We start from the raw sequence: 7909 nt of genomic DNA, 5'->3' as shown, positions 1-7909 counted from the left end.
ATTTTATAATGAAGTTAGAAGGATTGATAGAGAAGCTTAAGTTGCTTGAGAAAAAACCGTGGGAGCGTTAACTCCAGCTGTAAAAATTTAAAATTGCACATTTTCCAGTGATGCAGCTTTAAATTTCTACTACTTCCTTCTTTTCGTTACTTTGAGTTTTAAGCTTACAGTTCGAGATGGTATTGTACTTGTCGAAGGGGGATAGAGTAATAATTAGAAAAGCTTGGCGCGATTTTGCTGAAATTAAGCTTGTTCACGATTTTATGGTTGGAGAGCGTTGGCGAGTTTTGGGCAGTTAACACCTTGAAGCACAGTTCCCAAAGCCCATTAGGTAAAGGCTAAGAGAGGAATATTTTAAGGACCATAAAATCGTTAGAGGTCTAAGACTAATAAAGGAGAAATGGAATGAAGATACCGTCATGCTCTACAACTTCGTGGTTCGTTCAGTCCTCAAACTTGTTCGTGTGGTTGAATCTTTTTCAGATTTCGATAAGAAGAGCTCGAAAGTGTTGCCGTTAGGAGATGAAAAGAGAGCTTTTGTCGGATTGATGCCTGCAGAGTTCTGAGACCATTCAAAAAGAGACTGAAATATGGAGCATGGAGTGACAGAGTTGCCTGAGGAGACGGGAAGCTCCAGTTAGCTCAAGAGTCAACGTTAAGCCATCAGAAAGTGGTACATGAACTTTATGATTCGCCAAGGCGTGGATTCAGCTTTAGCGAACTACATTCAAGGAAAGGCATCCAAAGACGTTGGGTCTGTCATTTACACTGCGAAGAGGGAAAGGGTGATTGAACGATACTCCCGAATCGTGGATAAGTTTCCGATCTAATTCACAGGAGTTATTTGGTTCATTCAATAAACACCATCCACAAAAAGTTTAAGCTAAGAAGAGAAGATTAAAAAGATGACTATGCAAAAACGCGAAAAACTCAATGAAATCATCTTCCTCGTTGAAGAAACCGATGACGGTTATACTGCAAGAGCCTTAGGCTACTCAATTTTCACTGAAGCTGATACCCTTGATGAGCTGAGAGAGATGATCAAAGACGCTGTAGAGTGCCATTTCGATGAAGATGAAAGGCCAAGGATCATCAGACTCCACATCGTGAAGCAAGAGGTTCTGACGTTATGAAATTACCAAGAGATTTGAGCGGAGAAGAACTTGCAAAGCTCCTCAGAAAGTATGGTTATAAAATAACCAGACAAACGGGAAGTCACATGAGGCTGACAACTCATATGAATGGAGTACCACATAACAATACCGAGACACAAACCGCTGAAACCCGGAACTCTCAATTCCATTCTTAGAGATGTTGCAGAGCATTTGGGGATGAGTAAGAGAGAGAGCTAATGGAAGAGCTTTTCGGATAAACTCCCCAACTTGGGCGATTAACTTTCCTTTCTTTTCACTTATTTACTCTTTTGCCGTGCATCTTAGAACATGCTAAGGTTTTGGTGCAAACTTCCACAGTTACAACTCCCACTAACTTTATCACCTCTCAAACCGATTTACTTGTTTCTTGGGAAAAAGGGTCGAGGAAGGATTGAACTGCTCTCTTTCGACGGGGCTTAGGAGAAGCTCGGTATAGATGAGGTTGAAATTCGAAAAGAAATTTCTAAAGAAACCGAGTAAACTTCCCAGAGAAGGTCGAGTCAGAATTCTTGCCAAATTGAAGATCTTCGAGGAAGCTGACAGAGGAGATTTAGTCAAACTGAAGGTTACGACGATATTTACTACTTCAGAGCTGGAAAAATACCAGCTTAAGAATTGAAGGTAGGAGTAATTCGACGAAGCATTTTTACATCTCTACATCGATAAAAACGTTCTTGTCAAAGCTGAGAAGTTGATCCAAAATGCATCGATTTGCCAGAAGCAGGCTTGACATCGGATTTTGAATGGGCCCGGAGGGATTTGAACCCTCGACCGCCCGGTTATGAGCCGGGCGCTCTGACCTGGCTAAGCTACGGGCCCGTGAATCACTAACTTCTTAGTTCCTCTAATTGTTTATAAGGCTTATCGTTGTTACGGAAACTTTATTTTAAACGTCGATCGAAACTCTTATGATGGAATTCGACTTCCCACCCTTCAGACCACCGAGCGAAGCGAAAAGCTATTTGATAAGAGTTGTTAGGGGATGCTACTGGAATAGGTGTGCTTTCTGCGGAATGTATAAAGACGTCAAGTTTTGCATGCGAAAGAAGGAGGAAATTTTTAGGGACATCGACAACTTGCCGAAGTTTTTCCCTCCGTCTAAAACTGCTTTTCTTGCTGATTCGGATCCGCTGGTACACAAAGATATCGTCGAGATCGTGAGGTACCTGAACGAGAGGTACGAGCTCGAAAGGATCACGAGCTACACAAGAATAAAAACCCTCTGCAGAATGCCCGAAGAAAAGCTTGAGGAGTTGAGGGAAGCTGGATTGAGGAGGGTGCATGTCGGTCTTGAAAGCGGGGATAGAGAAATTCTCGAACTCATTCGGAAGGGAATAACGCCGGAGGAAGCTGTCAGGGCTGGAAGAAAAGCGAGAAAGCATTTTGAGGTAACCTACTACGTCATCACCGGATTGGGAGGTGTTGAAAGGGGCGAAAAACATGCGAAGAATACCGCCAAGGTTGTAAACGATGCGAAGCCGACCTTCGTTAGGGTGAGAAATCTGACAATTCTACCAAACGCCCCGATTTCGAAGATGGTCGGTAAAGAAGTAACGTTGCTCAATGCAAAGCAGCAGCTCGAAGAGTTGAGGTTGTTAATCGAAAACATAAATTCCGAGACTTACCTAACTTGCGATCACGTTTCGAATTACCTCTTTTCCAAAGATGGCCCGATATTTTTCGGTGTTTCCGGTTTTCTGCCAGATGAAAAGGATGAAATGCTCGAAGAAATAGAGTTGGCAATTAAAAACGTGGAGCTGATGGAAAAGAGTGGAGAAAAAGTTCTGACGAGCAACGACATGTACAGACTTGGACTGATCACCTTGTAAGCTCGATCTGCTGGAGTATGTACTCTTCAACGCTCTTGCTGACTTTATCGACAACCCAGTCGATGAACTTTTTCATGAATATCTTACTCGCAAATGGCAACCCTTCGAAGTAATCTTTAGCGAGCGGCTTCAACCACTTTATGTTGTGTCTCCAGCAAGTTAAGATTAGCTCCCAGTGGTATTTCCTCATTTTCTTCACGGAGAATCTGCTTTCTTCTCCAAGCTCGTTGGCCGGGACGAAGAAGAGAGGAACGATTAAACTCTTGTACTCTCTTAAATCTTCAACGAGCTCTATCGTTTTCAGAATGTCCTCTTCGTTTTCTTCCGGAAATCCGATTATCAATGTTGCGCAAGGTACCCAATGGGCGTCGCTGCAAATCTGGAAAGCCTGAATGACGACCTCTCTCCACTCGCTTGCTGAAAATGGCTTTGCCTTTCCGGGCATGTACTTCTCTATGAGCCTCGGACTTCCCGTCTCTATTCCCGTTTGTCCAGCGAGCCACCTCTGTTCGTCATTGGGCAGCTCCAAGATCTCGGAAATCTCATCCACAAGGTCTGGAGAGGAAGCGACGGAGGATAATGCAAAATGACTTATTCCCACTTTTCTAACGACCTTGTGAACCTCTGTGAAGAGCTTTACAACCTCCTCTTTGTTTACGTTGAAACCCTTCGCCTTATACCTGAGAACGTCTTCAGCATGCAACGTCACGATATCCTTGTCTCTTGCCGTTACTCTTGCCTCCTCAAGGATGTCTTCGAGAGGTCTCGATCTAAGTCTCCTCATCGTGGGAATGCAGAATTTACACCCTCTGCCGCATCCCCTTGCGATCTCCACGATACCTCCAATTGCCGCTCTTCTTATCTTCGGAATCTCATCTTCGGGCACGGCAACTCCGTAAACTACTTCAGGCACATCTTCTCCCTCGATAATTTTCCTGAAAAGCTCCGGAACAACTTTTTCTCCCTCTCCTATAACAACGACATCGATGCCGTATTTTCTCCTTATCCTCTCGTCTTCAAGTTGCCAAGCACCGGCTCCGCCAACAACGACCTTTACGTCGAACTTTTTCAGCTTTCTCATTAGTTCTTCGAACTTCACCCTGTTGTAGGAGGGATGATTCACGAAGCCGGTCTCTCCAGAAAAGGTTGTTGACGCTGGTCCAAGTCCGAGGGGATCGTTTGACGTCACTCCTACAATCTTCGTCTCCTTGCTTATGTGCCTCTCTATCTTGTCTGGATTCACGACCTTCACTTCCTCCTCCGAAAATCCACTTTCAAGCAGTGCTGCTTCGATTTTTCTTGTTCCGTAGGGTGCAAGCTTTGCTCTGCCGTTTTCTTCTTTAACTGGAGGAGCTATGAGTCTGAAAAACAGTCTCTGGGGGATTAGGTTTGATGGGCCCGTGCTCATGAAACCAAGGAATAAAGCACCGTTGTAGTCGCTCATTAGTGACCTTTCAGCTGTGAGAATGATCTTAGACATAGTTATATTTTTGTAAGTTGCGAAAGATAAACGTTTCTTGAGAAAATCTCTCAGCTGATCGAATTTTTCATCAGAAAAAGAATTTTGAGAGAAGTTCGAAATACTAAAAACCCGTTAGGTCACGTAAACTTGCCTTAAAGCACCCATTACCTCTTTCTAATCTCCATTCTGCATGATACACACAGCCCGTGGTGGAAATGGCACCTTTCGCAAATCCTTTTACTGCATCTTCTGCATGTTCTCGTGACGACTCTTTTCTTGCAAACCTGACAGATCATTTTTTAAGATCGAACATGATCTGCTCAGCCACTTTTCTTCCGCTTAAGAGCATTCCTCCGAAAATCGGTCCCATTCTTGGCAAACCGTAAACGGCTGAAACAGCCATTCCCGCCACGTACAAACCGTCTACTACCTTTCCGGTTTTTTCGACAACGAGCTTTTCTGAAAGCTCGCTGTAGGCTGATTTTTCACCAGCCACGTAGATCTCCAGCTCCGGAATCTTCCTCGAAGCAACGCTCACAACTTCGGCATCATGCCCAGTGGCGTCGACGACAGCTTTGCTTTCTATCATCAGCGGATCAACATGCAATCCGGCTATTTGCACGGCACTCCACTGGACGAGCACGCCAGAAATCCTGAGAGGCTCTGGACGGTAAATAACGTCATCCACGGTGACTCCGAGAATGACTCTTGCTCCACTGTCTATAGCTCCAGCGGAAAGCTTTGCAAGCATTTCAGCTGCATCTATTACATAAAGTCCGTCTTCGACCTCTTTCGTTTTTATTCCGAATTCTTCAGCAATCTCTTTTGCTTCTCTCTCAACGACGATTTTATGAAAGAGCATTCCTCCTCCGCCTATTCCTCCACCAAAACTCAGTCTTCTTTCAAAAACGACAACGTCGAAACCGAAGTCTGCTAAGTAATGAGCGGCAGTTAGTCCGGCAGGTCCGGCGCCAACTACAATCACATCGGTTTCGCTTATCTCTTCCCACTCCTTTGCAGCTTCTCTTACGATTACTCTCGTTATGTTTTTCTCGCTGAAGGGCATGTTGGGATTTTAGGAGATGAAGTATAAAACACTATTCGTTATGAAGTAAATCCCGAAAATTGCAAAAATTGAAGCGGAGAAAATTTCGAGCTTTCTTTTGAGTCCGGCGTATTTGCTCAGGCGATGCGAAGTGAAAGAGACGAATCCAAGCCAGCCGAAATCAGCCGATTCGTGAACGAGAATGAAAAGCAGCAAACCGATCAACCCGAACTCGTAGGAGAGTGATAGAAGGGAGAATCCGACTGTCAACCACCACATTAGGAAGTAGGGGTTGAGGATTGTGAGAATTATCCCGGTCATGGTTCCCCGAATTTTTCTCTCGCCGTCACTTTTGCCCCTAATCTCCTCATAAGCGAGATACAGAAGGAAAACACCACCTATCAGAGCGATAGCGGATTTTGCATCCTCCGTTACAAAGAAGCCGGCAAAATAAAGGGAAATTATTAGAGGTACTTCAACAACTGCGTGCCCGGCAGAAATTCTGAAACCGGAAAACGGATTTTTCAAACCTTCCGATAGCGTTGCGGCAAATAACGGGCCAGGAGAAAGAACGCCGCTCAGAGATATCGTGAAGACCATCGCTAAGTAGAGTGGGAGATCCATGATGCATCCGAGAGGTTAAAGCTTTAAAACCGTTTTCTTAACAATTCTTCATGGACAGTCTGTTTAAAAGGAAACTGGACAGGCTTGTAGAGACAATCGAAGAGGATGACTTGCCGGTTAAATCAAAAGATTTTAAGCTCGGCTTACTTTACGGCTATTACTGGGCGTTCATAGAGCTTTTCTTTTCAAGGAAACCGAACGAGGAAGAAAAAAAGGATTTCGTGAAGTACATCGAAAATTTATAATTTTCTGGCAAGAGATAGCCAAATTTCCCAATTTTTAACCAAAAGGATCGTCGATTCTCGCGGTGATTCAGTTTGAAATAAAGCTTTCACTCTCTTTCTGTATCTTCTTCAAGAAAGATTTTATCGGCTTCGTCGTACTTTGTCGTCATTAGCCTTCTGATACTTTCCGCTGTCTTTCTTCCCACGTTTTTCACCTTCATCAACTCCTCAACGCTTGCCGTCGCTATTTTTTCTATCGTCTGAAACTCTTTCAGCAAGTTCTTCGCTATAACCGGACCTACGTTTGAAATCGCCGAAACAATGTACTCCATCTCGTCTTTGAGGGTTCTCTTGCTTTTTCCTGAATGTAACGCTACTGGTCTCTCTCTGTACTCCTGTTCTCTCCTCGCTATTGTTAAAAGGAGCTCAGCTGTGTCCGTTTCGTTCGACGAAAAAAGTATTGGAATCCCTATGTCAACGGCTATAGCTGATAAAGCCCCCCTCACAGCATTGGGATTCACGTTCCTCCTCGTGTAGAGTCCGTTACCCTCTATTATCAGCAGAGCTTTCGGATAAGCTTTTTTTAAATTGATAAGATTTCCGAAGAGATCTCTCTCCTTGTTTATCAGACTTTCAAGGAAATCGTCGACGGTTTTTCTCTCCACCGCAACCCTGTCGCTCAGAACGTAGTCGCCAACGTCGAGTTTTTCAACTTTGACCTTAGCTCCAAGCTCTATCAGCTTTTTCACGACACCGCTCTTCATTTCCCGAGAGTCGACGTAGATTGTCGGAGAAGCTATGAAGTCGAGGAGAGTTTTCGTCTCAGCCTTTTCGACCCTCTCTTTTTCCAGCTCTCTCTCGATCTCGTACTTTATGCGGTAAACCATGTCGTACATCATCTTCTCTTTCCTCAGACTTGCGTAGTAGTAGGCTTCATCCCTCGTTCCTTTTGTTATGAGAACAACAATCCTTCCCTCTCTTCCTCTTCCGGTTCTACCTTTTCTCTGTATAGCTCTTATCTCGGAAGGAACGGCTTCGTAAAAAACGACCAAATCCGTTTCCGGGATGTCCAGTCCCTCCTCTCCAACGCTTGTGGCGATGAGCACCTTCACATCTCCCCTCCTGAACATCTCCAGAACCCTTATCTGCTCTTTCTGGCTCATTCCCGAATCTTCATCTCTTTTAGCCTGTCCTATGAACTTTGAAGCCGGAAACTTCTGGGAAACTATCTTCAGAAGTTTATCCGCAGTATCTCTAAAATTCGTGAAGACTATTATTCTTGAATCGGGATTTTTGGAGAATTGCTCTTCAAGAATTTCCATGAGCTTATTGATTTTAGGATGCTCGTCTTTTATCTTCGCTATTCTCACAACTCCTTCTCTAAAAACCGGATCTTCAAGGAGGTTCTTAGCGGCTTTGCTACCTCTGCTTCTCCCCTCCTTTAACAATCTCTTCAGGTACTTCTTCGCCGCCTCAACTCCCTGAGTTTCTATTAACTCCACAGCGTGATAGACTTTGAGCACTTCGGCGAGTATAGAAGAAGCTTCGTAGTAAACTTGGTCTCCACTCTC

General features: G+C 44.3%; 9 protein-coding genes, 1 tRNA gene and 1 pseudogene. 6 read left to right on the top strand and 5 right to left on the bottom strand.

The features are described 5' to 3' along the window. Positions 1–662: 662 nt before the first annotated feature. The 4 genes and pseudogenes from F7C14_RS11075 (at position 663) to F7C14_RS00040 (ending at position 1773) form a co-directional block, all read left to right on the top strand. Positions 663–830: an integrase gene (locus tag F7C14_RS11075; RefSeq protein WP_367114300.1), complete on the top strand. Its 168-nt coding sequence runs from the start codon at positions 663–665 to the stop codon at positions 828–830. 81 nt (positions 831–911) lie between these two features. Then, complete coding sequence (locus F7C14_RS00050; protein WP_290898213.1) at positions 912–1133, top strand: 2-oxoisovalerate dehydrogenase; 222 nt, start codon at positions 912–914, stop codon at positions 1131–1133. Next, positions 1130–1352: pseudogene (locus tag F7C14_RS11070) on the top strand (type II toxin-antitoxin system HicA family toxin). Before F7C14_RS00050 ends, F7C14_RS11070 begins: the two are co-directional and overlap by 4 nt. 238 nt (positions 1353–1590) lie before the next feature. Beyond that, a complete protein-coding gene (locus F7C14_RS00040) occupies positions 1591–1773 on the top strand; it encodes a hypothetical protein (protein WP_290898211.1) in 183 nt (60 codons plus the stop codon). A 125-nt stretch (positions 1774–1898) separates the two neighbouring features. Here F7C14_RS00040 and F7C14_RS00035 read toward each other — a convergent pair. Continuing rightward, a tRNA-Ile gene (locus F7C14_RS00035) sits at positions 1899–1973 on the bottom strand. 92 nt (positions 1974–2065) lie between these two features. Here F7C14_RS00035 and F7C14_RS00030 point away from each other — a divergent pair. Continuing rightward, complete coding sequence (locus F7C14_RS00030) at positions 2066–2983, top strand: radical SAM protein (protein ID WP_290898209.1); 918 nt, start codon at positions 2066–2068, stop codon at positions 2981–2983. Here the strand turns inward: F7C14_RS00030 and F7C14_RS00025 are convergent. The 3 genes from F7C14_RS00025 to F7C14_RS00015 form a co-directional block, all read right to left on the bottom strand. Then, a complete protein-coding gene (locus F7C14_RS00025; RefSeq protein ID WP_290898207.1) occupies positions 2973–4463 on the bottom strand; it encodes a radical SAM protein in 1491 nt (496 codons plus the stop codon). The two genes, F7C14_RS00030 and F7C14_RS00025, sit on opposite strands and share 11 nt — an antisense overlap. 274 nt (positions 4464–4737) lie before the next feature. Then, positions 4738–5511 (bottom strand): sulfide-dependent adenosine diphosphate thiazole synthase, encoded by a 774-nt coding sequence (locus F7C14_RS00020; RefSeq protein WP_290898205.1) that lies wholly within the window; start codon positions 5509–5511, stop codon positions 4738–4740. Between the two features lie 9 nt (positions 5512–5520). Further along, on the bottom strand, positions 5521–6114 hold the full coding sequence (locus F7C14_RS00015; RefSeq protein WP_290898202.1) for a LysE family transporter: 594 nt from the start codon (positions 6112–6114) through the stop codon (positions 5521–5523). Between the two features lie 50 nt (positions 6115–6164). On the opposite strand from F7C14_RS00015, the gene F7C14_RS00010 reads away from it, so the two are divergent. Next, the gene (locus F7C14_RS00010) at positions 6165–6359 is read left to right on the top strand and encodes a hypothetical protein (protein WP_290898200.1); all 195 of its coding nucleotides are present in this window, start codon (positions 6165–6167) and stop codon (positions 6357–6359) included. 86 nt (positions 6360–6445) lie between these two features. On the opposite strand, the gene F7C14_RS00005 is transcribed toward F7C14_RS00010, so the two are convergent. After that, the coding region (locus F7C14_RS00005) for an ERCC4 domain-containing protein (protein WP_290898197.1) at positions 6446–7909 on the bottom strand (1464 nt) is incomplete at its 5' end.

It is taken from the genome of Ferroglobus sp. (assembly GCF_015521575.1).
Lineage (GTDB): Archaea > Halobacteriota > Archaeoglobi > Archaeoglobales > Archaeoglobaceae > Ferroglobus.
The sequence above is the reverse complement of the archived record's forward strand: the minus strand, read 5'-3'. Positions and strand labels throughout refer to the sequence as shown.